The sequence below is a fragment of the Actinomadura syzygii genome (assembly GCF_008085905.1).
GTDB classification, from domain to species: domain Bacteria; phylum Actinomycetota; class Actinomycetes; order Streptosporangiales; family Streptosporangiaceae; genus Spirillospora; species Spirillospora syzygii.
This window is the reverse complement of the sequence record NZ_VSFF01000017.1, coordinates 153,618-175,030: the sequence shown is the minus strand read 5'-3', so window position 1 is coordinate 175,030 and position 21,413 is coordinate 153,618. Positions and strand designations below refer to the sequence as shown.

Sequence of the window (21,413 nt, the reverse complement as noted above, 5' to 3'; positions counted from 1 at the left end):
AAGCCGCGCCCAGCTTCACGCGCAGCAACGCCTCCGCCTTCCGCGTCGCATCCGCGCTAGCGGTCGGCACCGCATCGCGGCCACGCCGTGATCGCAGTCGCCGCCGCGTCGCGGTCCACGTTGGGACCGCGCTCGGCATCGCATCGCGGTCCAGGTAGGGCTCGCGGTCGGCGTCGCGCTGCGGTCCAGGCTGAATCGCGGTCGGCGTCGCGTCGCGTCCCAGGCTTGAGACTGCGGTCAGCGTCGCGTCCCGGTCCAGCGGGATCGCGCTCCGCGCTGGGATCGCGGTCTGTGGCGCACTGCGGTCGTGCTGCCAGTGCGGTCCGCATCGCGGTGCGAATCGTGTGGCCGGGGGTGTCGCGAATCGCGGTTCGCGTCCGTCGCCTTCGCCGCGACCGGTCGCCCATCGCGAGGTGATCCGCCTCCTTGGTCGTTCGCATCCAGCGTGTGGCCGTCCGCTCCCGCCCGCCGTCGCCGCCCATCCGGCGACCCCGATGAACTGGTTTCCTGTGATTCAGATCGAAAAACTCAGAAAGGTCTATCGCGGTCGCGGCCGCGAGGTGACCGCCGTCGACGGCGTCGACCTGACCGTCGCCGAGGGTGAGGTCTTCGGTGTGCTCGGTCGCAGCGGCGCCGGGAAGAGCACCCTGTTGCGCTGCGTCAACCTGCTGGAACGTCCGGACTCCGGGCGGGTCGTCGTGGACGGCCGGGACCTGCTCGCCCTCCGCGGCGGGCGGCTGCGGAAGGCCCGGCAGGGCATCGGCATGATCCACCAGCACTTCGGCCTGCTCGGCAGCCGGACGGTCGCCGGGAACGTCGCGTTCCCGCTGGAGGTCATGGGCGTGCCGCGCGGCGAGCGCGCCCGCCGGGTCGCCGAACTCCTGGACCTCGTCGGGCTCACCGACCACGCGAAGGCGTACCCGGCGCAGATCTCCGGCGGGCAGAAGCAGCGCGTCGGCATCGCCCGCGCGCTCGCCGGACGTCCGAAGGTGCTCCTGTCGGACGAGGCGACGTCCGCGCTCGACCCGGAGACGACCGCGTCGATCCTCGAACTGCTCCGCGACCTCAACCGGCGGCTCGGCCTCACGATCCTGCTGATCACGCACGAGATGGGCGTGGTCAAGAGCATCTGCGACTCGGCCGCCGTCATGCGGGACGGCTGGATCACCGAGTCGGGGCCGGTGACCGGGCTGCTCGCCCGCCCCGGATCGGAACTCGCGCACGGCCTGTTCCCGCTGCCGCCCGCCGAACCGCGCCCCGGCACCACCCTGGTCGAGGTCACGTTCACCGGCGGCGCCACCGACGAGCCGTTCGTGTCGGCGCTGGCCCGCAAGTACTCGGTGGACGTCAACATCCTCGGCGGCGCCGTCGAGACGGTCGGCGGCGAGCGCGTCGGACGCCTCCGCCTCGAACTGCCCGGCGACCCGTCCATGAACGCCGCCCAGCTCGCCTTCCTCCGCGAGGCCGGGCTCTCCGTGGAACTCCGAACGCCCGTGGAACTCCGAACCCCCGAGGAGGACGTCCGATGAGCTGGGACGAGGTCATGCCGCTGCTGTGGCCCGCCACGGTCGACACCCTCTACATGACGGGCGTCGCGACGCTGTTCACCGCCGTCCTCGGGCTGCTGTTCGGCGTGCTGCTCGTGATCACCGAGCGCGGCGGGCTGCTGCCCGCACCCCCGGTCAACCGGGCGCTCGGCGTGGTCGTCAACATCGGGCGGTCGCTGCCGTTCCTGATCCTGATGGTGGCGATCATCCCGTTCACCCGGACGGTCGTCGGCACCAGCATCGGGAACGCGGCCGCGATCGTCCCGCTGACCGTCGGCGCCATCCCGTTCTACGCGCGGCTCGTCGAGATCGCGCTGCGCGAGGTCGACCCGGGCGTCATCGCCGCGGCGGACGCGATGGGCGCCACCCGCCGCGAGATCGTCGGCAAGGTCATGCTGCGCGAGGCGCGCCCCGGCCTGGTGTCCGGGCTGACCGTCACCGTGATCGCGCTGATCGGCTACACCGCCATGGCCGGCACGGTCGGCGGCGGCGGGCTCGGCAACCTCGCCGTCGTCTACGGCTACGAGCGCTTCGAGACCAAGGTCATGGTCGCCACCGTCGCGCTGCTCATCGTCATCGTCCTGGTCATCCAGGCGGCGGGGGACCTCGTGTCCCGCCGGCTGACCCACCGCTAACCAAGAGAAGGGCACCTGTCGTGCTTCGCAAGATCACAGTCGCACTGGCCTCCGTCGGTCTCCTCGCGGGGCTGACCGCCTGCGGCTCCTCGGCGGCGTCGGACGATCCGGACGCGCCGCTGAAGGTCGCGGTCAACCCCGTCCCGCACGGCGACATCCTGTCCTACGTCAAGGACAATCTGGCCGCCAAGGAGGGCCTCAAGATCGAGATCGTGACGTTCAGCGACTACCAGCAGCCGAACACCGCGCTGACGGAGAAGCAGGTCACGGCCAACTACTTCCAGCACGTGCCGTTCATGGAGGAGTTCGAGAAGAAGTCCGGGAAGAAGCTGTCGTTCGTCGCGCCCGTCCACCTGGAGCCGCTCGGCGTCTACTCCAAGAAGCTGAAGAGCCTGCAGGACGTCCCGAAGGGCGCGACCGTCGCCGTCCCGAACGACCCGGCGAACGAGGGGCGCTCGCTGAAGCTCCTCGCCGCGAACGGGCTGATCACGCTGAAGCCGGACGCGCCCGCCAGCGCGACCGAGCGCGACATCACGAGCAACCCGAAGGGCCTGAAGTTCAAGCCGCTGAAGGCCGCGCAGCTGCCCCGCTCCCTGGAGGACGTCGATCTCTCGGTGATCAACGGCAACTACGCGATCGAGGCGGGCCTCGCGCCGAACAAGGACGCGCTCGCCGCGGAGAAGCCCGAGGGCAACCCGTACGCGAACGGCGTCGTCACCCTGCCGGAGAACAAGGACGACGAGCGCGTGAAGAAGCTCGTCAAGCTGCTGCAGGGCCCCGAGGTCAAGAAGTTCGTCGAGGACAAGTACAAGGGGTCGGTGCTGATCGCCTCTTGATCCGGAAAGCGCGGCGTTCTGTCCTCGGCTCCTGATAGGACATGGTTCCACGATCGCATGAAGGGGACCCATGGGCGTTTATCAGCATCTTGAGGAGTTCGCCGGGCTGCCGGTGGCCATATTCAACGCGGAGCCGGGGTCGGACGACGAATCCGGCACCGGCTCCGCGAAGGCCGACGACCTCCCGGCCGCCGCCGAGGCCGCCTGGCACGTCGGGACGTTCTTCGACGACGAGCCCTTCGCGGACGTCTTCCAGCGCTTCCTGACCACGGTCGACACCACCGAGGTCACCGCGCTCGTCATCGGCTACTGGGGCGCGTCCTACGACGACAACGTCGCCGACCCGGCCGCCCTGCTGGCGGAGGCCGCCCCGTCCTTCCCGAAGCTGCGGTCGCTCTTCCTGGGCGACATCACCGGTGAGGAGTCGGAGATCTCCTGGATCGAGCACTCCGACATCTCGCCGCTGTTCACCGCGTTCCCCGGCCTGGAGCGGTTCGAGGTCCGCGGCTCGCAGGGCCTGTCGCTCGACCCGATCCGGAGCGAGAGGCTGACGACGCTGCGGTTCGAGTCGGGCGGGCTCCCGGCGACCGTCGTCCGCGCCGTGGGCGCGAGCGACCTGCCGAACCTGGAGCACCTCGACCTGTGGCTCGGCGAGGGGAACTACGGCGGCGACGCGACCACCGCCGACCTCGCGCCGTTCCTCGGCGGCGAGCGCTTCCCCGCCCTGCGCCACCTCGGCCTGGAGGACAGCGAGATCCAGGACGAGATCGCCGCCGCCGTCGCGGGCGCGCCGATCGTCGCGCGGCTGGAGTCGCTGAGCCTCGCGATGGGCATCCTCACCGACCAGGGCGCCGAGGCGCTGCTGTCCGGCCAGCCGCTCACCCATCTGCGGAAGCTCGACCTGCACCACCACTTCCTTTCGGACGCCATGGTGGAGCGGGTGCGGATCGCGCTGCCCGGCGTCGACGTCGACCTCGACGACCAGGAGAAGCCGGACGGCGAGTGGCAGTACATCGCGGTGTCCGAATGATCGGCCTGCGGCGCCGTCCCGTGGGCGCGGGATGACGTTCGCCGTCGTCGGCACGCCCGGCGACCGGCGTCCCGCGCTGTTCGCGGCGGCCTGCCGGTCGGCCGGGCTGCCCGAACCCCGGCTCATTCCCTGGACGGACGTGCTGCGCGGGGCCGAGATCGTCCTTGCTCCCGGCGACCTGCTCCGCGTCGACTCGCCGGGAGAGGACGCCGAGGCCGACGCGCTGCTGCGCGGTCCGGGTGCGCCCACCCGGGTGGGCGGCGGCGCGCGCTGGCACCGGACGTTCACGGCCGCGCTGCGGCGGCTGTCCGTGGCGGCGTCGGCGTCCGGGGCCCGCCTGCTCGGCGACGTCGACGAGATCGGGGTCATGTTCGACAAGCGGGCGACGCACGCGCGGCTGCGGGCCGCCGGGGTGCCCGTCCCGCTCGCGTTGCCGCAGGTGGACGGCTACGCGGCGCTCCGCGCCCGGATGTCCGAGGCGGGGCTGCGGCGCGTGTTCGTCAAGCCCGCGCACGGTTCGTCGGCCTCGGGGGTCGTGGCCGTGCAGACCGCGCCGGGACGAGTCAGGGCGGTCACGTCGGCCCTGATGGCGGGCGACCGGTTGGTCAACTCGCTGCGCGTCCGCACCTACCAGACCGAGGACGAGGTCGCCGCGCTCATCGACGCGCTCGCCCCGGACGGCCTGCACGTCGAGCGGTGGCTGCCCAAGGCCACGGTCGGCGGGCGCGTGTTCGACCTGCGTGTGGTCGTCATTGACGCCGAACCCACGCACGCGGTCGTCCGCACCAGCCGTCATCCGATGACGAACCTTCATTTGGGTGGAACCAGGGGAGATGTCTCCGCTGTGCAAAGCGCGTTGGGTGAGGCGGGGTGGCGACGGGCAATGGACGTGTGCGCGCGGGCAGCCGCCTGTTTCCCCGGCAGCCTGATGGTGGGAGTCGACCTGCTCATCGGTCAGGGCATGCGCCACATGGAGGTCGGCGAGGTCAACGCGTTCGGCGACCTGCTTCCGGGGCTGACCGGTTTCCCCGGCGGCCCGGCGGAAGGGCTCGACACCTACGCCGCCCAGGTTCGAGCCGCGTCGTCCTTCGCGTGTATGGCGTGAACCGCATGCACGACATGAACCGCATCATCGGCACCCACGACCTGCTGCTGATAACGCTCGACACGCTCCGGTACGACGTGGCCGAGGAGTTGGCCGAGTCGGGTCAGACACCGAATCTGACCGGGCTTCTCCCTGGCGGGCGTTGGGAACGCCGCCACACGCCGGGCAGTTTCACCTACGCCGCGCATGCCGCGATGCTGGCCGGATTCCTGCCGACGCCCGCGTCCCCCGGGTCACACCCCCGGCTCTTCGCCGGAACGTTCCCGGGCAGCGAGACGACCGCATCCGGCACGTGGACGTTCGATGCTGCCGACCTGCCGTCCGGGCTGGCCACCGCCGGGTACCACACGGTCTGCGTCGGCGGTGTCGGGTTCTTCAACAAGTTGACGCCACTGGGACGCGCGCTTCCGTCGTTGTTCGCCGAGAGCCATTGGGAACGCGAATTCGGCGTGACCGACCCGGAAGCGCTGCCCAACCAGATCGACCGCGTCGCCGAAATCGTAGCGAGGCTGCCCGCCGAACGCCGCCTTTTCCTGCTGCTGAACGTCGCGTCCCTGCACCAGCCGAACTGGTTCTACCTGGACGACGCCGCGCGCTCGAAAGAGGAGGCGCGCTCGAAGGGGGACACGCGAGCCAGCCATGCCGCCGCGCTCCGCCACGTCGACGCCCATATCGGCCGGTTGTTCGCGCTGATGCGCCGCCCCTGCTTCGTCATCGTCTGCTCCGACCACGGAACGGCGTACGGCGAGGACGGTCACACCGGCCACCGTTTCGGCCATGAGGTCATCTGGACAGTTCCATACGGGGAGTTCGTTCTGCCGTGAATCCCTACGAGGCGTATGTGTACGCCTATCCGCACAAGACCGCCTACCGTCCGCTGGAGCCGTTGCTTCCGCTGCGCGACGTGTGGGCGGACGAGCCCCTCGACACCCTCTTCCTCTACCTCCACGTGCCCTTCTGTGAAATGCGGTGCGGCTTCTGCAATCTGTTCACCCGCACGGGTGCTCCCGAAGAGCTGACCAGGGCCTACCTGGACGCGCTCGACCGGCAGGCCACCGCCGTCCTGGACGCGCTGGGTGCGCAGGGCCGCGACGCGGCGTTCGAGACGGCGGCCTTCGGCGGCGGCACGCCGACCTTTCTCACTGCGCCCGAGCTGGAACGGCTCTGCGACATCGCCGGACGGTTCCCGGGATTCGGCGCGATTCCGCTGGGCGTTGAGACGTCACCGGCCACCGCCACCACCGACCGGCTGACCGTCCTCGCCGATCGCGGGACGAGCCGTATTTCCATCGGCGTCCAGTCCTTCCTGGACGATGAGGCGCGGGCGGCCGTCCGTCCGCAGAAACGCGCGGAAGTCGAAGCCGCCCTTGACCGGATTCGCGCAGTCGGTTTCCCGACCCTCAACATCGACCTCATTTACGGCATCGACGGCCAGACGCCCGGGACGTGGACGCATTCCCTGGACGCGGCACTCGCCTGGCGGCCAGAGGAGATCTACCTGTATCCCCTCTACGTCCGCCCCAAGACAGGGCTTGAACATCGCACCCGAGAATGGGACGACCAGCGCCTCACCCTCTACCGAATCGGCCGCGACCACCTCCTGGCCGAAGGCTACGAGCAGGTGTCGATGCGGATGTTCCGCCTCCCCGGAGCCACCGCCAACGGGACGGAATACTGCTGCCAGACGGACGGCATGGTCGGCCTCGGCTGCGGAGCCCGCTCGTACACGTCCCGCCTGCACTACTCGTTCGAATACGCGGTGGAAACAAGGCTGGTGCGTTCAATCATCGACGAATACGTGGCAGAGAAGGATTTCGGCTTCGCCCACGTCGGCTTTGAACTGGACGACGACGAACGGCGCCGCCGCCATCTAATCCAGTCGCTCCTCCAGGTGAGCGGGCTCGACCTCGGCCTCTACCGATCGCGCTTCGACGCAGATCCGCACGACCACTTTTCCGCCGAACTACGTTCATTCGACGACCGGGGATGGCTGGAGACGACCGGCGAGGTTCTGCGCCTCACCCCCGAAGGGCTCGCCTACTCCGACGCCATCGGGCCCGCATTGTTCTCACCGCACGTCCGGGCGCGGATGAAGTCCTACGAGGTGCGGTAATGGAGCACCTGACGATCCTCTACCGGGGCCCATTGGCCAGTTGCGACTACGACTGCCCCTACTGTCCGTTCGCCAAGCGCCGCGACTCGACGGAGCAACTCCACGCCGACCGTGCGGCCCTCGAACGGTTCACGGAATGGGTCTCGGGACAGAGTTTTCGCATTTCCGTCCTGTTCACGCCGTGGGGCGAGGGGCTCGTCCGCTCCTGGTATCGGCGCGCCCTGGTCGAGTTGAGCCACCTGCCCCACGTCGAGCGCGTGGCGATCCAGACCAATCTCAGCCACCGCGTCTCGTGGACGTCCGAGGCCGACCTCGCCCGGCTCGCGCTCTGGGCGACCTACCACCCCGGCCAGGTGCCCTACGACCGGTTCCTCGGCAAGTGCCAGGAGTTGGCGGGACGCGGCGTGCGGTTCAGCGTCGGGATCGTCGGGCAGCCCGACCATCTCGACGCGGCCCGCCGCCTCCGCGCCGACCTGCCCTCCGGCACCTACCTGTGGGTCAACGCCGCCGAGGGCCGCGCCTACGACGACGCCGAGGCCGACCAGTGGACCGCGATCGACCCGCTGTTCCCCGTGAGCCGCCGCCCGCACCCGAGCCGCGGCCTCGCCTGCCGGACGGGCGACACAGTCGTGTCCGTGGACGGCGACGGAACCGTCCGGCGCTGCCATTTCGTCCCGGCCGTGCTGGGAAACCTCTACGACGGATCGGCACTGGACGCGCTGGCTCCGCGCCCATGCCCCCTCGATGTCTGCGACTGCCACATCGGTTATGTCCACCTGGAGCCGCTCGGCCTTTACGACACGTTCGCGGGAGGCGTCCTCGAACGCATTCCGGTGCTTTTCTCGTGACCGTCCCGTAGAGCCGATCCGTGCAGGTAGCGCCCATCCTGGCAAGGGGGCGGAATGCCATGGGCGACTGCGGGGTAAGGCGGACCCTGGCATCGGCGGTGAACCTAGGCGGACTTGTGGACCATTTACAACACCCCCATTTCGTCCTCGCGCTCGCGCCCGCCGAGGTGGCGGTGCGCGCGGCGCGCGACACGGTGCGCGCCGTGATGGAGGGGTGGGACCGGGAGGACGTCGACGGCGACCTCGAACTCATCACCAGCGAACTCGTCACCAACGCGATCCGGTACGCGAAGGCGATCACGGTCGTCCTCTCCCTGCCCGACGCCACGACCGCGATGGTGGAGGTCTGGGACGACAACCCGGACGTCCCCGCCGTGCCTACCACGGACCTCCAGGCGGAGAGCGGCCGGGGCCTGATGCTGGTCGGCGCCCTCTCCCACTCCTGGGGCTGCCACCCCACCAGAGCAGGCAAGGTCACCTGGGCCCAGACCCACACCAACTAGCGATGGTCAGGTTTGTTTTTCGGGGTGGTAGTCGGTCTCGTCTACGCCGAACGTCCAGGCGACGCCCGCACGGGCGGTGCGGGTGTCGGGCGGGACGCGGAGGTAGTAGGTGCGGTGGGTGCCGTCGGGTTCGGGGGTGGAGTTGACCACCTCGACCATGACGACGGATTCGTCGCCGGGGAGGTCGATCGACCAGAGGACGCCCGTCTCGTCCCGGTGCACGGGGCGCGCGCCCGTCTCGGCGAGGTAGCGGTCGTAGCCGAAGATCTCCAGCATGACGCGGCGCAGCTCGGCGTTCTGCTCGGCCGAGATGCGGTCGGGGGTGAGGCCGGTCAGCGACTCGACGAAATCGGGCGGGATCGGCATGCCGCGCCAGGCGTGCAGTGCGAGACCGTCCGGGTAGGCGAGGGCGGGGCCGTCACCGCGGTGGAGGCGTCCGGGCTCGTCGCGGTGCAGTTCGCAGGGCCGCTCCGACAGGATCACCAGGTTCTCGTAGGGCCACCACCACCCCGCCGAGCGGGCCGCCTCGGCGAGTCCGGCGAGGGGGCCGTCGAGGCGTCCGAGCGTCTCGAAGAGGGCCAGCCAGGGCGCGTCGTGCTGGCCGAGGACCGCGTCGAGCGTGGCGCCCCGCAGCAGCGCGACGGCCTCGTCCTCCCGCGGGTCGGGCGAGGAGGCGCGGCGCGCGTGCTCGCCCACGGCGGCGCGCACGCGCGTGACCAGCGCCTGCACCTGGTTCCAGAGCATCCCGCCGGTCTCGGCCCAGGTGCGCGGCCACTGCTCCGGCCCCTGTTCGGAGCAGGCCGCCGCGCGTTCCGCCTCCCAGGGGCGGGTCCGCACCTCCGCGAGGACGCTCCTGCCCGCCGGGACCGCACCGAGGTCGGCGCGGGCCAGATCGACCAGGTCGCCGAGCCCCGCCGCCCGCAGCGCGCCGCCGCACCCGGCCACGACCGCCGCCGCCACCGCGCCGCGCGCGGGGGAGGGCACCCAGACGTACCGTTCGGGCGCGGCCAGCCCGGCGGCGGCGTAGGCGGCGGCGACACCGGCCTCGGCCCGCACGCGGTCGGCGGGACGGGTGTCGTAGGCGGCCGACTGCCAGTCGCCGACCACGTAGTGCGGTTCACGTGCCGTCGAGGTGAGCATCCCGTCCTCCTAGTCGGCCACGACGCGGACGGCGCCGGGCACGTACTCGCGCTGGCGGACCACCCGGTACCAGCCCCTCGGCAGGGTGATCGCCGCGTGCTCCTCGTGGACGAGCCGCCCGCCGGACGGCAGGTGCAGGTGGTCGGGAGCGAGCGGGTCGGGCGAGCGCAGCAGCGTCCCGGGCGCGGTCAGCGCGTGCGCGTGCCCGGTGGCCTCGCCTAGCGCGAGGACCATGCGGCCCCGCCCGTCGCGCGGCGCGGGCGGCATGTCGCGGACGCCCACCGGAACCGCCTCCGTCGGCACGGGCAAGATCAGGATGTCTCCCTGTCGGTACATGCGGCGAACGTAGCGCCCGCCACCGACAGAACCCGTTCGCGCCGGTCGCGGCGCTAGAACCCGCGGGTCCGGCGGGCGGCGGGACGGGCCCAGCGCCCGGACGCGCTCAGCCCGACGTGCTGGAACGCGCGCACGAGCTCGCCGCCGAGGTTGACGCCCGCGGCCAGCGCGAGGGCCACCGACACGGCCCCGATGAGGCTCAGCACACCGGCCTCGGGGGAGCCCGAGTTGAGCTCGACCATGCCCCGGTAGAGGGCCGTCCCGGGCAGGAGCGGGCCGATGGACGGCACCACGTAGGGCATGACGGGTTGTCCGCTCCTGCGCGCCTGCCAGTTCGCGAGGACGCCGACCACGGTGGCGGCCACGCCCGCCGCCAGGACGGGTGGAACGTGCCACCCGCGTGCTATCACGTACAGCACCCAGATGAGGGCCCCGCCAAGTGCCGCCGCCATCAGCACGTCCCGCGGCACGGCGAGGGACACCGCGAACGTCAGCGAGATCCCCGCCGCCGCGATGACCGCGACCGGCCGCAGCTCCGCCGCCGGTGTCGGCAGGTGCCGGACGTCGATCTCCACGCCCAGGTTGACCGCCAGGTACACGACCGCGCCCAGCCCGGCGACGATCGCCGCGATCATGAAGAACACCTCGAGCACGCGCGCGCCCGCGCTGACGAGGTCCCCGGTGATGCCGTCCTGGATGCTGGCCACGAGCGGCCGTCCCGGAAGCAGCGCGAGGATCGAACCGGTGACGATGGTGGCGGCCTGCCCCGGGTTGCCCATGGCGACGACCACCGCCGCGGCCCCCGCGCCGATGGCCGCGGCCACGGTCAACTGGAAGAACTCCGCGATGCCGCGGCGCGCCAGGGCGGCCGCGGTGCGGTCGCCGAGGAGGGTGGCGATGAACGCGGTGGTCGCCACGAGCGGTCCACCGCCGGACAGGACACTGCCCGAAGCGGCGATTAGGCCCAGCGACACGACCAGCAGCCAAGCCGGGTATGGAGGACGGGCCCGCTTGATCTCGGCGAGCCGCCGGTGTGCCTCGTCCAGTTCGAGCATGCCGATGGACGCGTCCTGGACGAGTTGGTGCAGCGCGGTGAGCCGCCAGAACGCCGGGACGCGGCGGCGGATGGCCCGCGTCCCCGTCATGGGCGGTGCGCCCTTCCCCGGATGGGCGGACACCAGGAGGCTCGTCAACGTGACCTGTACTTCGCACCGAGGCAGTTCGTAGGCGACCGCGAGGCCGAGCATGGCCTCGTTCACCCGTTCGGTGGTCTCGCCGCTGGCCAACAGGAGTTCGCCGACGCGCAGGACGAGGTCGACCGCGCGTGGGTCGACGATCTCACTGGGTTCCTCTTCGGGGGGCTCCGGGGGTGAGTGGTCCATGAGGACCCGCCACGTCCGCCGCAAGCGTTCAGCCGCGCTCATTACGCCGCCCGCGTTCCTTCCGCACCCGTGATCGATCTTGTTGGCAGGCTACCCGCGACCCTTTCGCCGCGACTCGGCGGCCCTCGCCGGGCGGGCTCTCCACAGAGAAACGACGGCCTCCGCGGGGCGGCGTCCGAGTGATCGGGTGTCGCCCCGCTCACGTGCGGGATGCCCGCTGACCTGGGTGCTAAGCGTTCTCACGTCCGCCGGGCTTGTTGCTCTCGTCTCACTGGTGAGGTTGCGGGATCCGACCCACTCCGAACCTAGCGCGTATGTTCAGTTACATAGAGCGACATTTTTGTTGAGTGCAGAGATATCTGGCCACGCCGGGCCTTGCCGGGTGGCGCGACGCATGACGTGCACGAACATCTCGGCACGCGGACATGATCGACAACGCTGGACCGCGTAATCCACAGAACGTGGTTCTGGTGCGGGGGCTTCGGCGGCGCTGGTACCAAGGACGCATGACTGATTCCGACGGACTCCGGGAGCAGGCCGAACGGTGCCTGCGCGCGCTGGCGGGCGACCACGCGCGGCTCCGCGACGACCAGTGGACGGCGATCCGCGCCCTCGTCGTCGAACGGCGGCGGGCGCTCGTCGTGCAGCGCACCGGGTGGGGCAAGTCCGCCGTCTACTTCGTGGCGACCCGGCTGCTGCGCGAGCGCGGCGCCGGTCCGACGGTGATCGTCTCGCCGCTGCTGGCGCTGATGCGCAACCAGATCGACGCCGCCGGGCGCGCGGGCATCCACGCCCGGACGATCAACTCGTCCAACACGGGCGACTGGGAGGCGGTGTTCGCCGAGGTCGAGGCGGGGGCCGTCGACGTCCTGCTGGTGAGCCCCGAGCGGCTCAACAACCCCGAGTTCCGCGACCTCGTCCTGCCGAAGCTGGCCGCCGGCGCGGGCCTGGTCGTGGTGGACGAGGCGCACTGCATCTCCGACTGGGGGCACGACTTCCGTCCCGACTACCGGCGGCTCCGCACCCTCCTGGCGGAGCTGCCGCCCGGCATCCCGGTGCTCGCCACCACCGCGACCGCCAACGCCCGCGTCACCCAGGACGTCGCCGAGCAGCTCGCGGGTGACGACGCGCTCGTCCTGCGCGGCCCGCTCGAACGGGAGTCCCTGCACCTCGCCGTCGTCACGCCGCCCACCGCCGAGCAGCGCATCGCGTGGCTGGACGAACACCTCCACGACCTCCCTGGATCGGGCATCGTCTACACCCTCACCGTCGCCGCCGCCCACGAGATCAGCGGCTACCTGCGCGACCGCGGCCACGCGGTCGCCGCCTACACCGGGCAGACCGAACAGGCCGAACGCCTCCAGGCCGAGCAGGATCTGCTCGACAACAAGCTCAAGGCCCTCGTCGCCACGAGCGCGCTCGGCATGGGCTTCGACAAGCCCGACCTCGGCTTCATCGTCCACGTCGGCGCGCCGCAGTCCCCGGTCGCCTACTACCAGCAGATCGGGCGCGCGGGCCGCGGCGTCGACCGCGCTGAGGTCATCCTCCTGCCCGGTAGGGAGGACCGCGACATCTGGGCCTACTTCGCCAGCCTCGCCTTCCCGCCGGAGCCCGTCGTCCGTCACACCCTCGACGTCCTGGAGGACGCGGGCCGCCCGCTCTCCACCGGTGCCCTCGAACCCCAGGTCGATCTCAGCCGGACGCGGCTCGAAATGATGCTCAAGGTGCTCGACGTCGACGGGGCGGCCCGCCGCGTCAAGGGCGGCTGGACGTCGACCGGCGTCCCCTGGTCCTACGACCGCGAACGCTACGAGCGCGTCACCGCCGAGCGGCGGCGCGAACAGCAGGCGATGCTCGACTACATCTCCACCACCGCGTGCCGCGAGGAGTACCTGCGCCGCCAACTCGACGACCCCGCCGCCGCGCCCTGCGGCCGCTGCGACAACTGCACGGAACGCCACTGGTCCGCCGACGTCACCGGGCAGGGCGCGTCCGAGGCCCGCGAGCGGCTGCACCGTCCGGGCGTCGACATCACGCCCCGCCGCATGTGGCCCACCGGCGTCAAGGACGATCTCGGCGTCGCGGGCCGCATCGACCCCGCCCTCCAGGCCGAGGTGGGCCGCGCCCTCGGACGCCTCACCGACATCGGCTGGGGCAACCGGCTGCGCGCCCTGTTCGCCGGTGACGACACCGACCTTCCCGCCGACATGCTCAACGCCGTCGTCCAGGTCCTCGCCGCGTGGGACTGGCCCGCCCGCCCGACCGGCGTCGTCACCATCGGTTCCCGCTCGCGCCCGCGCCTGGTCTCCACGTTCGGCCACCGCATCGCCGAGGTCGGCCGCCTGCCCTACCTGGGCGAACTCACCCCGGTCGGCGATCCGGCCCCACGCCGCCACAACAGCGCACAGCGTCTCCGCTCGGTCTGGCACTCGCTGACCGTTCCACCCGACCTGGCCGCCATCGTCTCCGACGCCCCCGGCCCCCTCCTCCTGATCGACGACCGCGTCGAAACCGGCTGGACGATCGCGGTGGCAACCCGCCTCCTGAAGGAAGCCGGAGCCCGATCCGTCCTCCCCCTGACCCTGTCCACTCCGACCTGACCCCGACGCAGCCGCCAACCAAGTGGTGGGAGGCGGGCGGGGCGGGCCTCCCCGGAGGGGGCCCGCTCGCCACCTCGGTGCCCGCGTGCCCCTGTTACGCGGGTGGGGTGGCCGACCCGTGCGCGCGGCCCCGCGCACGGGTCGGCGTCCGGTCCCGGCGCCGCGGCGGAGAAGAGCCGCGGCGAGCGGGAGTCGGGTCCCCGGACGGCGGCCCCGGCGGCCGGCACCGCCGGGGCTCGCCCGGGAGCGCCGCCGTCGGTGGGTGGGACGGTCGACGGCGGCGAGGAGCGGCCCAAGACGAAAGTGTTCTAGAGGTTAGAAAAGCCTGTCCAGTTGTTTAGGAGAACATCTTGAGATAAGTTCAGCGGGAAATGTCATCATTTCCCGGCGAGATGACCCTTCGGCCATTTCAGTGGGACGACGGAACAGGTAGTAATGTCCGACCCCGTGTCACCGACCCTTGACGCGCTCCTCGACTGCCCGTCCGGGCTGCTCGATATGACGTTCGATCAGCTTCGGACCCTTCTGGCGGTGCACGAGTCCGGGTCCGCGCTGCGGGCGGCCCGTGCGCTCGGACGGGAGCAGTCGAGCGTCCAGAAGCAGCTCGACACCCTGAACCGCAACAGCCAGACCTTGTGTGGCGAGGTGCTCACCGTCCGGCAGGGGCGCGGCAAGGACTTCCTGTTCACACCGACCGGTGAAGACACGGTCGAACTGGCGCGCTTGACGTTCGAGAAATGGCTGGAGTCCATTCACTGGAGCAGGCGCAGGCTCGGCCGGATGCTCACCGTGGGCACCACGGAGTTCACGCTGCCGATCGTGTCGCGGGCCTGGAACCGGGTGTCGGAGGAGTTCCGGCAGCGCGAGGTCGAGTTCAAGGTCGCCCACGTCCGGACGAAGGAGCTGTGGTCGCGGCTGGAGACCCGGCAGGTCGATCTGATCTGCGGCAGCATCGTCAGCACCCCCGAGGGCGACCTGCGGCTGACGGAGTACGAGGTCGTCGAGTACGCGCGGGGCCAGGCGTGGCTGCTGACCAACCTGCTGGAGAACGAGCTGCCGGACACGCCGGTCGAGACGAGCAGGCTCGGTGGGGTGCCGCTGGTCGTTCCGCCCGCCGGGCTCGTCGCCGACCTGCTCATCACCTGGTACGGGTCCAACTTCCGCGAGCGGCTGAACGTGGTCGCCGACATCGACGACGTGCACTACGGGCTGTCGCTGCTGCGCTCCGGCTTCGTCCGCGGCTGCATGATCGTGACCGGCTCGATCGGCCGGGGCATGGCGGCGCAGGACGAGCCCGGCACCGTCCCGCTCCGCGCCATCGCCCTGGACGACGACCTGGAGCCCAAGGCCGAACTGATGACCGGCGCGTTCGTCCGCCGCGCCGACCTCGAACGCTACGACGCGGGCCACCCCCTGAACCGCCTGTGGGCAGCGGTGAAGGAGGACGTCCGCACCTACACCCCCGTCGCGTAACACGCCCCTCGTGAGCAACGGGGGTTCCAGGGGGTCGCCCCCCTGGGCGAACACCCTTACTTGATCTGGTTGTCCACCACGTCCAGCGTCGGGCGGGCGCCCAGGTGCTGCATGGCTCGGGCGGCCAGGCGGCACCCGGCGGTGAGCGCGTCGGCGGGCTGTTTGCCGTCCAGCCAGGGCGGCAGGAAGCCCGCGACGAAGGCGTCGCCCGCGCCGGTGCCGTCGATGATCTTCTCGACGGGTTCGGCGGCGACGGTGACGGGCTCGGGGCGGCCGTTGGTGTACCAGAGTGCGCCGTCGGGGCCGCTCTTGATCACGACCTGCGGGTACCAGGCGGTGAGGACCTTCGCGGCCTGCTCCGGCGAGTCGCGGCCGGTGAGGATCTCGGCCTCCTTGGCGTTGACCACGAGGAGGCGGGCGCCCTGCGTCCATTCGAGGAAGGGCTCGGCGCCCATCCGCTTGAGCGGGGAGGACGAGCCGCCGTCCACCGACACCGACATCTGCGCCTTGCGGGCGAGGTCGAGGGTGTGGATGGCCGCCTTGCGCGACCCCTCGTTGATCAGCGCGTACCCGGACAGGTGCAGGTGCGTGCCCTGCGAGAACAGGTCCTTGCAGCGCTCGATGTCCTCGGGGAGGAGGGCGCCGTTGGCGCCGGGGTCGGAGAGCATCGTGCGGTCGCCCTTGTGGGTGACCATGATCACGCAGGTCCCGGTGGGACGCTCCTGGTCCATGACGAGGCGGGCGTCGACGCCGTACCCCATCAGTTCCATGTCCCGGTTCCGGCCCGCGATGTCGGAGCCGCGGCGTCCGACGAAGGCGGCCTCGGTCCCCTCCACGGCGAGCCAGGCGGCCACGTTGGCGCCCGAGCCGCCCCCGTGGATCGTCACCGCGGCCGGCGTGTCGCTACCCTTGGCGAGAGGGAACGCGGCACGCGCCACGGTGTCTGTCATAAGATCGCCGACCACGACCACGCGCGTCATGGAGTCATCACCTCGATCAACACGGCCCGCGCGAGCGGCAATTCTGGGCGTGTGCTCGACCGTAACAGCTATCGAGCCCTGATTAGGTCTCGAACGCGCAGCGAAACCGAGGAAGCCCATTTTTTCGATCGCGGGCCAGGGGTCGCCTGTGCCTTACCCTCGGGTACGTGACCGAGCGTTACCCGGATCAGTGGGAGGCCGACGTCGTCCTGAGCGACGGCGGAACGGCCCATCTGCGCCCCATCCGGAGCGCCGACGGCGCGATTCTGCGCGATTTCTACGCGCGCCTGTCACCGGAGTCGATCTACTACCGGTTCTTCTCGCCGCGCCCGCATCTGTCCGACCGTGACATCGAACACTTCACCGGCGTCGACCACGACCGGCGGGTCGCGCTGATCGCCACGATCGGCGAGGAGATGGTGGCGGTCGTCCGGTACGACCGGCTCGGCGACCGGCAGGAGACGGCGGAGGTCGCGTTCCTCGTGGAGGACGCGCACCAGGGCCGCGGGCTCGGCCCCGTCCTGCTGGAGCACATCGCGGCGGCGGCGCGGGAGCGCGGGGTGCGCCGGTTCGTGGCGAGCGTCCTGCCCGACAACCGGCGGATGACCAGGGTGTTCCGGGAGGCGGGGTACCGGGCGGAGCAGCGTTTCGAGGAGGGCGTGATCGAGCTCGTCCTCGACCTGGAGCCGACCGAGACATCGCTCGAGGTGATGGCGGCGCGGGAGCACCGGGCCGAGTCGCGGTCGATCCAGCGGCTGCTGTTCCCCGGGTCGGTCGCGGTGATCGGGGCGAGCCGGGCCGAGCACAGCGTCGGGCAGACGGTGCTGCGCAACCTGCTGTCCGGGGACTTCAGCGGGCCCGTCTACCCGGTGCATCCGACGGCGGTGGCGGTCGCGGGGGTGCGCGCGTACCCGTCCGTCCTGGAGGTGCCGGACGATGTCGACCTCGCCGTGGTCGCCGTCCGGGCGGACGCCGTCCACGAGGTCGTGGAGCAGTGCGCGAGCAAGGGCGTGCGCGGCCTGGTGGTCGTGTCGTCCGGCTTCGGGGAGATCGGGGACGAAGGACGCGCCCGGCAAGAGGAGTTGGTGCGGCTCGCCCGCGCCTACGGGATGCGTGTGGTCGGGCCCAACTGCCTGGGCATCGCCAACACCGACCCGGACGTCAGGCTGAACGCGACCCTGGCTCCGACGATGCCGGGACGCGGCCCGGTCGGCTTCTTCTCCCAGTCCGGCGCGCTCGGCATCGCGATCCTGCAGCGGACGGCCGAGCGCGGCCTCGGCCTGTCCACATTCGTCTCCGCGGGGAACCGGGCGGACGTCTCGGGCAACGACCTCATGCAGTACTGGGAGGAGGACCCGGCGACCAAGGCCGTCCTCCTCTATCTGGAGTCGCTGGGCAACCCGCGCAAGTTCGCGCGGCTGGCGCGCAGGCTCGGCCGCCGCAAGCCGATCGTGGCGGTGAAGAGCGGGCGCAGCACGCAGGGCGTCCCGATCGGGCACGCGGCGCGGGCGCTGACGCTGCCCGACCACGCGGTCAGCGCGCTGTTCGAGCAGGCCGGCGTGATCCGCGTCGAGGACATCTCCGAGCTGTTCGACGTCGCGCAGGTGCTCGCCTACCAGCCGCTCCCGGCGGGCGACCGCGTCGCGATCATCGACAACTCCAACTCGCTGGGGCTGCTCGCGCAGGACGAGGCCGTCGCGCTCGGCCTGGACGTCCGGCCCCGCATCGACCTCGGCCCGCGCGCCGACGCCGACGACTACGAGGCCGCGCTCGCCGGGGCGCTGGACGACGACACCGTCGACGCGGTGGTCGCGCTGTTCGCGCCCCCGACGATCGGCGGCTACGACGTGCGCGTCCCGGAGAAGATCCTGCGGCTGGCGGCGCAGGGCCGCAAGCCGATCGTGGCGACCTACCTCGGCACCGAGGGGATGCCCGCCGACCTGCGCGTCCCCGGCCGGGACGGGACGGCGGCGGAGGGCTCGGTGCCGTCCTACCCCTCGCCGGAGGACGCCGTCCGGGCGCTGGCGTACGTGATCGGGTACGCGCGGTGGCGGCGGCGCCCGCCGGGGCGCATGCCGGTGTTCGACGGGATCGACCGCGACCGGGCGCGGGAGCTGGTCGCGTCCTGGCTCGGCGGCGACGGCGCGACGGACGTCGCGCCGGAGCAAGCCGCCGAGCTGCTGTCCTGCTACGGCATCGACGTCGAGGACGAGGGGGACGGCCACGGCGTCCCCACCCGCATCGTCGTCCGGGAGGACCATTCGTTCGGCGCGGTGATCTCCTTCGGCATCGCGGACGAGACCGCCGCGCTCCTGGACGACCGGGCCCACCGGCTGTCGCCGCTCGCCGACGCGGAGGCGGCGGAGATGGTCCGCGCCATCCGGACGGCGCCGCTTCTGCTCGGCCACCGCGGCGCGGAGCCGGTCAACCTCGCCGCCCTGGAGGAGTTGCTGCTGCGCGCGTCCCGCCTCGGCTACGACCTGCCGGAGGTGGCGCGGCTGGAGCTGAACCCCGTGCTGGCGGACGCGTCCGGCGCCACGGTGCGCGGCGTGACGCTCAGGCTGGAGCGGCCGCCCGGTCCGCGTCCCGAACTGGGCCCGCGGCGTCTGTCCTGACGGCCTTCTCTCCCTGACCCGGCGGCCTCGCCTTCCTCGCCGCACAGCGCCGACGCCGCGCGGCGCCGTGTCGGCGGTCGCGCGGCGCCCAGCGGTGCTGACGGCCTCTTGGTCGGGGCGTACGGGGTCAGGCGGGTGGGCCAGGTGGGCCCGGGGACGGGGTCGGGGGTACCGGGTCGGGTTCCGGGCCCGGCGGGACCGGGTCCGGGTCGGGCGTGGGCGGGGTCGGCTCGGGCGCCGGTCCGGGCGGCGTCGGCTCCGGCGGCGGGCCCGGCGGGACCGGTTCGGGCGACGGCCCCGGCGGGACGGGCCCGGGCGGCTGCGGGGACGGTCCGGGCGGTCCGGGCGGCGGCTCCACCGGCGGGACCAGCGGTTCCGGCGCGGGCGCCGGGTCGGGGCCGGGCGGCGGCACCGGCGGCGGCTTGGGCAGCGGCTTCTCGTCCATGCCCGCCCCGTACCCCGCGCGGGCGCGGCTGACCGCGCGTCCGGCGGTCATGTGCGCGTCCGGCCCCGGACAGGGCAGGATGGGCCCATGAGGGAAACCCGAGCGACCGCCGGCGGCCTGCGCACGGCGATCGAGCGCAGCGGCTACTACCCGGACCTGGTCGCGGACGCGGTCGAGTCGGCCGTCGGGGAGGAGCCCGTCGTGGCCTACGTCGTCCACCACGAGGCGACGTTCGACCCCGCGATGGAGGTGCGGCGGCACGTGACCGTGCTCGTGCTGTCCGCGAGCCGGCTGCTGGTGTGCCACACCGACGAGCACCCGCCCGGCGAGGGCATGGCGCAGCCGCACGCGTCCACCACCACCGAGGCCGTGAAGCTGGAGCGCGTCCAGTCGGTCGCGGTGACCAGGGTCGTCCCGGACCCGGCGTCGTACGTGCCGGGGGTCCCGCCGACCGAGGTGGTCCTGACGATCGGCTGGGGCGCCATCGCGCACATCGACCTCGAGCCCGCGACCTGCGGCGACGAGAACTGCGAGGCCGACCACGGCTACACGGGCAGCGTGACGGCGGACGACCTGTCCCTGCGGGTGAGCGAGGCCGCGGACGGCCGCGACGCCGTGACGCAGGTGCTGGCGTTCGCGGAGGAGCTGTCCGCCGCGACCGCCCGGTGACCGCCGGGACGGCGGGGCCGCCGCCCGTCCCGCGCTACGGGTCGGGCGCGCTCGCCGACCTGCCGCCGTCGGTGCTGGCGGCGCTGGGCGTCCCGGACGCGTCGAACGTGCTGGGCCTCGCCCCGGTGCCGCGCGTCTGCGTGCTGATCGTCGACGGGCTGGGCTGGGAGCAGCTCCGCGCCCACCCGGCCGAGGCCCCGTTCCTGACCGCGATGGACGGCGGCCCGATCACGTCCGGCTTCCCGGCGACGACGGTCAGCAGCCTCGGGTCGCTGGCGACGGGCGCGCCGCCCGGCGCGCACGGCCTGCTCGGCGTCCAGGTGGCGATCCCGGGGACCGGCCGCCTCCTCAACTGCCTGCGCTGGCAGGACGACTCCGTCGACCCGGCCCGGTTCCAGCCCGTCCCGACCGTGTACGGGCGGGCGGCGGCGGACGGCGTCGCCGTGTCCTACGTCGCGCTCGGCCAGTACCGGGGGACCGGCCTCAGCCGCGCCACCGTCCGCGGGGCCCGCTACCGCGCCGCGAACGGCCTCGGCCAGCTCGTCGGCCGGACGGAGCTGGCGCTGCGCGAGGGCGACCGCTCGTTCGTCACCGTGTACCACGCCGACCTCGACGCGACCGGGCACCGGTTCGGCGCCGGGTCCGCCGACTGGCGGCACCAGCTCCGCTTCGTGGACATGCTCGCCGAGCGGATCGCGGACGTCCTGCCGCCCGGCTCGGCCCTGCACGTGACCGCCGACCACGGCATGGTCGACCCGGTGGAGCGGGTCGACGTCGACGCCGTCCCCGAGCTGCGGGACGGCGTCGCCCTCCTCGGCGGCGACGCCCGCGCCCGCTACGTCTACAGCGAGCCGGGGGCGCACGACGACGTCCTCGCCGCCTGGACGGCCCGGCTCGGCGACCGGGCGTGGGTCGTGCCGCGCGAGCGGGCGGTCGCGGACGGCTGGTTCGGCCCGCTCGGCCCCGGCATGCTCGACCGCGTCGGGGACGTGATCGCCGTCCCGCACGCCGACCTCGCGATCGTCGCGTCGGAGCGGGAGCCGTGGCTGGACCGGATGGTCGGCATGCACGGCTCCCTCGTGGCGGCGGAGCAGCTCGTCCCGCTGCTGACCACGTCCAGGCACTGACACTCGGGGGACTTGAGATGAACCAGGAA

19 protein-coding genes are annotated in these 21,413 nt (G+C 72.1%); 14 read left to right on the top strand and 5 right to left on the bottom strand.

Annotated features, from left to right (window positions below; all coding sequences use genetic code 11):
• The first annotated feature begins 509 nt into the window (after positions 1 to 509).
• The 9 genes from FXF65_RS39100 to FXF65_RS39060 all read left to right on the top strand — a co-directional run bounded on the left by FXF65_RS39100 (position 510) and on the right by FXF65_RS39060 (position 8,617).
• Positions 510 to 1,529 (top strand): methionine ABC transporter ATP-binding protein, encoded by a 1,020-nt coding sequence (locus tag FXF65_RS39100; protein ID WP_187412767.1) that lies wholly within the window; start codon positions 510 to 512, stop codon positions 1,527 to 1,529.
• Positions 1,526 to 2,182 (top strand): methionine ABC transporter permease, encoded by a 657-nt coding sequence (locus FXF65_RS39095; RefSeq protein WP_148355455.1) that lies wholly within the window; start codon positions 1,526 to 1,528, stop codon positions 2,180 to 2,182. Before FXF65_RS39100 ends, FXF65_RS39095 begins: the two co-directional genes overlap by 4 nt.
• 20 nt (positions 2,183 to 2,202) lie before the next feature.
• Complete coding sequence (locus tag FXF65_RS39090) at positions 2,203 to 3,018, top strand: MetQ/NlpA family ABC transporter substrate-binding protein (RefSeq protein ID WP_148355453.1); 816 nt, start codon at positions 2,203 to 2,205, stop codon at positions 3,016 to 3,018.
• 70 nt (positions 3,019 to 3,088) lie between these two features.
• Positions 3,089 to 4,048: an STM4015 family protein gene (locus FXF65_RS39085; RefSeq protein WP_148355451.1), complete on the top strand. Its 960-nt coding sequence runs from the start codon at positions 3,089 to 3,091 to the stop codon at positions 4,046 to 4,048.
• A 31-nt stretch (positions 4,049 to 4,079) separates the two neighbouring features.
• Entirely contained in the window at positions 4,080 to 5,153 is a 1,074-nt protein-coding gene (locus FXF65_RS39080; protein ID WP_148355449.1) for an STM4014 family protein, read from the top strand.
• Between the two features lie 5 nt (positions 5,154 to 5,158).
• A complete protein-coding gene (locus tag FXF65_RS39075) occupies positions 5,159 to 5,977 on the top strand; it encodes an STM4013/SEN3800 family hydrolase (RefSeq protein WP_148355606.1) in 819 nt (272 codons plus the stop codon).
• Complete coding sequence (locus FXF65_RS39070; RefSeq protein ID WP_246199392.1) at positions 5,974 to 7,266, top strand: STM4012 family radical SAM protein; 1,293 nt, start codon at positions 5,974 to 5,976, stop codon at positions 7,264 to 7,266. Before FXF65_RS39075 ends, FXF65_RS39070 begins: the two co-directional genes overlap by 4 nt.
• The gene (locus tag FXF65_RS39065; RefSeq protein WP_148355445.1) at positions 7,266 to 8,114 is read left to right on the top strand and encodes an STM4011 family radical SAM protein; all 849 of its coding nucleotides are present in this window, start codon (positions 7,266 to 7,268) and stop codon (positions 8,112 to 8,114) included. The genes FXF65_RS39070 and FXF65_RS39065 overlap by 1 nt, the downstream gene beginning before the upstream one ends.
• Positions 8,115 to 8,230: 116 nt before the next feature.
• The gene (locus FXF65_RS39060) at positions 8,231 to 8,617 is read left to right on the top strand and encodes an ATP-binding protein (protein ID WP_187412766.1); all 387 of its coding nucleotides are present in this window, start codon (positions 8,231 to 8,233) and stop codon (positions 8,615 to 8,617) included.
• 6 nt (positions 8,618 to 8,623) lie between these two features.
• Here the strand turns inward: FXF65_RS39060 and FXF65_RS39055 are convergent, their stop codons facing one another.
• From FXF65_RS39055 to FXF65_RS39045, 3 genes are read right to left on the bottom strand one after another with little or no spacing between them, the layout of a single operon-like run.
• Positions 8,624 to 9,757 (bottom strand): DUF6745 domain-containing protein, encoded by a 1,134-nt coding sequence (locus FXF65_RS39055; protein ID WP_148355442.1) that lies wholly within the window; start codon positions 9,755 to 9,757, stop codon positions 8,624 to 8,626.
• 9 nt (positions 9,758 to 9,766) lie between these two features.
• Positions 9,767 to 10,093 (bottom strand): hypothetical protein, encoded by a 327-nt coding sequence (locus FXF65_RS39050; RefSeq protein ID WP_148355440.1) that lies wholly within the window; start codon positions 10,091 to 10,093, stop codon positions 9,767 to 9,769.
• A 53-nt stretch (positions 10,094 to 10,146) separates the two neighbouring features.
• Positions 10,147 to 11,475 (bottom strand): threonine/serine exporter family protein, encoded by a 1,329-nt coding sequence (locus FXF65_RS39045; RefSeq protein WP_148355438.1) that lies wholly within the window; start codon positions 11,473 to 11,475, stop codon positions 10,147 to 10,149.
• Between the two features lie 506 nt (positions 11,476 to 11,981).
• Here FXF65_RS39045 and FXF65_RS39040 point away from each other — a divergent pair.
• Entirely contained in the window at positions 11,982 to 14,075 is a 2,094-nt protein-coding gene (locus tag FXF65_RS39040) for a RecQ family ATP-dependent DNA helicase (RefSeq protein WP_148355436.1), read from the top strand.
• A 447-nt stretch (positions 14,076 to 14,522) separates the two neighbouring features.
• Positions 14,523 to 15,548, top strand: a complete 1,026-nt coding sequence (locus tag FXF65_RS39035; RefSeq protein WP_222868980.1) for a LysR family transcriptional regulator — start codon at positions 14,523 to 14,525, stop codon at positions 15,546 to 15,548.
• A gap of 56 nt (positions 15,549 to 15,604) precedes the next feature.
• On the opposite strand, the gene FXF65_RS39030 is transcribed toward FXF65_RS39035, so the two are convergent.
• Complete coding sequence (locus FXF65_RS39030) at positions 15,605 to 16,528, bottom strand: carbohydrate kinase family protein (RefSeq protein WP_148355435.1); 924 nt, start codon at positions 16,526 to 16,528, stop codon at positions 15,605 to 15,607.
• 167 nt (positions 16,529 to 16,695) lie between these two features.
• Between FXF65_RS39030 and FXF65_RS39025 the strand changes: the two genes are divergently transcribed.
• Positions 16,696 to 19,143 carry a bifunctional acetate--CoA ligase family protein/GNAT family N-acetyltransferase gene (locus FXF65_RS39025; protein WP_148355433.1) on the top strand — a complete coding sequence of 816 codons (2,448 nt, stop codon included), beginning with the start codon at positions 16,696 to 16,698 and terminating at the stop codon, positions 19,141 to 19,143.
• A gap of 127 nt (positions 19,144 to 19,270) precedes the next feature.
• Here FXF65_RS39025 and FXF65_RS39020 read toward each other — a convergent pair whose 3' ends face one another.
• Positions 19,271 to 19,639, bottom strand: coding sequence for a hypothetical protein (locus FXF65_RS39020; protein ID WP_187412765.1), 369 nt, complete (start codon positions 19,637 to 19,639; stop codon positions 19,271 to 19,273).
• 36 nt (positions 19,640 to 19,675) lie between these two features.
• Between FXF65_RS39020 and FXF65_RS44940 the strand changes: the two genes are divergently transcribed.
• Together FXF65_RS44940 and FXF65_RS39015 are read left to right on the top strand one after the other, a co-directional pair.
• Positions 19,676 to 20,257 (top strand): DUF5998 family protein, encoded by a 582-nt coding sequence (locus tag FXF65_RS44940; protein WP_222868979.1) that lies wholly within the window; start codon positions 19,676 to 19,678, stop codon positions 20,255 to 20,257.
• Positions 20,254 to 21,384 (top strand): alkaline phosphatase family protein, encoded by a 1,131-nt coding sequence (locus tag FXF65_RS39015; protein ID WP_222868978.1) that lies wholly within the window; start codon positions 20,254 to 20,256, stop codon positions 21,382 to 21,384. Before FXF65_RS44940 ends, FXF65_RS39015 begins: the two co-directional genes overlap by 4 nt.
• Positions 21,385 to 21,413 lie beyond the last annotated feature (29 nt).

Bases quoted from the DNA above. Each gene is read 5' to 3' on its own strand.
- FXF65_RS39020 (WP_187412765.1), bottom strand. From the start codon at position 19,639: ATGACCGCCGGACGCGCGGTCAGCCGCGCCCGCGCGGGGTACGGGGCG.
- FXF65_RS39050 (WP_148355440.1), bottom strand. From the start codon at position 10,093: ATGTACCGACAGGGAGACATCCTGATCTTGCCCGTGCCGACGGAGGCG.
- FXF65_RS39045 (WP_148355438.1), bottom strand. From the start codon at position 11,475: ATGGACCACTCACCCCCGGAGCCCCCCGAAGAGGAACCCAGTGAGATC.
- FXF65_RS39085 (WP_148355451.1), top strand. From the start codon at position 3,089: ATGGGCGTTTATCAGCATCTTGAGGAGTTCGCCGGGCTGCCGGTGGCC.
- FXF65_RS39075 (WP_148355606.1), top strand. From the start codon at position 5,159: ATGCACGACATGAACCGCATCATCGGCACCCACGACCTGCTGCTGATA.
- FXF65_RS44940 (WP_222868979.1), top strand. From the start codon at position 19,676: ATGAGGGAAACCCGAGCGACCGCCGGCGGCCTGCGCACGGCGATCGAG.
- FXF65_RS39055 (WP_148355442.1), bottom strand. From the start codon at position 9,757: ATGCTCACCTCGACGGCACGTGAACCGCACTACGTGGTCGGCGACTGG.
- FXF65_RS39065 (WP_148355445.1), top strand. From the start codon at position 7,266: ATGGAGCACCTGACGATCCTCTACCGGGGCCCATTGGCCAGTTGCGAC.
- FXF65_RS39030 (WP_148355435.1), bottom strand. From the start codon at position 16,528: ATGACGCGCGTGGTCGTGGTCGGCGATCTTATGACAGACACCGTGGCG.
- FXF65_RS39080 (WP_148355449.1), top strand. From the start codon at position 4,080: ATGACGTTCGCCGTCGTCGGCACGCCCGGCGACCGGCGTCCCGCGCTG.
- FXF65_RS39040 (WP_148355436.1), top strand. From the start codon at position 11,982: ATGACTGATTCCGACGGACTCCGGGAGCAGGCCGAACGGTGCCTGCGC.
- FXF65_RS39095 (WP_148355455.1), top strand. From the start codon at position 1,526: ATGAGCTGGGACGAGGTCATGCCGCTGCTGTGGCCCGCCACGGTCGAC.